The sequence below is a fragment of the Thalassolituus sp. UBA2009 genome (genome assembly GCF_002335285.1).
Classification (GTDB): domain Bacteria; phylum Pseudomonadota; class Gammaproteobacteria; order Pseudomonadales; family Oceanobacteraceae; genus Venatoribacter; species Venatoribacter alkanivorans.
This window is the reverse complement of the sequence record NZ_DDCJ01000023.1, coordinates 33661-35253: the sequence shown is the minus strand read 5'-3', so window position 1 is coordinate 35253 and position 1593 is coordinate 33661. Positions and strand designations below refer to the sequence as shown.

Annotated in this window: 2 protein-coding genes; both read right to left on the bottom strand. The window is 55.2% G+C overall.

What is annotated here, in order from left to right:
* On the bottom strand, nt 1-500 hold a 500-nt coding region (locus tag B3P58_RS02900; RefSeq protein ID WP_286716013.1), incomplete at its 3' end, for an efflux RND transporter permease subunit.
* 7 nt (nt 501-507) lie between these two features.
* The coding region (locus B3P58_RS02895; protein ID WP_286716011.1) for an efflux RND transporter periplasmic adaptor subunit at nt 508-1593 on the bottom strand (1086 nt) is incomplete at its 5' end.

The following is a 1593-nucleotide window of genomic DNA, read 5'->3' as shown; positions in this document are numbered from 1 at the left end:
GCGGGTAAGGCCAGCAGCTCACGACGTAAACTTTGTGCGCTGCTGAGCAGGTTGGCATAGCTTTCATCACCGCTGACAATAATACGCAGCGCGCGGTTACGTACCTGCAGAATCTGAATATCGGGCGCTTCGGCCTGCGCGGGCAGCAACGCCGGGTCTGCAAGGCGGCTGCGGATTTCGGCCAGCAGAGCATTGGCATCGTAGCCTTCGGCGATATCCAGCGTAAGGCTGCATAAACCGGGATACGACCAGGAAATTAATTCTTCGCCACCGGCAATATCGTGGATGGCATTTTCCAGTGGTGTGCAGAGTGATTGTTCTGTGGTGCTGACCGAGGCGCCGGGGTAGAGCACCTGAATACTGATGCGGTCGAGTTCAACATTGGGAATTAATTCCTGCTGCAGGCGCGGTACGGCCAGCAGTCCCAGAACCAGAATACAGAGCATGGCCAGATTAGCGGCCACGCGATGGGTGATAAACCAGCGGATTACTGCACTCATGGTTACCTCACTCTCCGGCCGCCGTGGCCAGTTGCTCTCTGCTGCTGGTATTAACCGGAATAATCTGGCTGCCGGGCAGCAGGGCGTGACGGCTGCTGTTAACCAGCAGAACCGGCGTTGAAAATTTATTACGCAGATACAGCTGATCTTTACCCGCATACAGAAGATTGGCATTTACATCGTGCAGCTGGTGTTGCTGATCAACCATTAATAAATGATTACCGGCCTGCAGAGCTGAGCGTGGAATACGACTGATTCCGGTAATGACCGGACTGAGAATTTCGGCCTCAACAAAGGTGCCGGGCAACAGTGGCGTTATATCCGCAGAATATTGTGGCCGGGCCAGCAAAATAATTTGCTGAAAGGCATCACGGCCGGCTTCGCTGCCGGTAATCTGCGCTGGTATTTTTGTACCGCCTGCTGTTGTCAGGGTGATTACCGGCGATGGATTTTCTGTACCCGGACGGATGCCTAATAACTGTGCTTCATGATCGCTGACCGGCAAGCGGATTTCCTGCCAGTTATTGTCATAAATAACACCCAGAACCATCGCCGGAGAAACCTGCTGCCCTGGCTGTATGCTGGCGCGGGCAATACGTCCGCTGACCGCCGCATATATACGTGTGTCACGCAGTTGCTGTTGTGCGTATTGCAGAGCGGCGCGGGCCGCAGCAACCTGGCTGTTGGCCATGCGCAGATGCGGAATATAACGGGCAAAATCATTTTCGCTGGCCTGCTGGCGTGCCACTTCAGCCTGAGCGCGGATTTCTTCCAGCTGCAGCAGGCGGCTGTCGAGGTTGGCCTGGTGCTGGCGAACCTCCAGCTCGTAAGGTGCGGCATCAATACTCAGCAGCAGTTCGCCCTGTTGTACCTGCTGACCATTAATAAAATGCTCGCTGACGTATTGCACCTGCCCCTGCACCTGACTGCTCAGGTAAAACTCCCGCGCCATACGGACATGCCCCTGGCTGTGTACCGGAATGGTTATATCCTGCGCGACAACGCTGATAACCGGTACGCTTGGTGCCATGCTGGCAGGCGTTTGTGTGGCCGGCAGCGGTGCCTGTAGTACCAATAATGCTGCGATTAATAA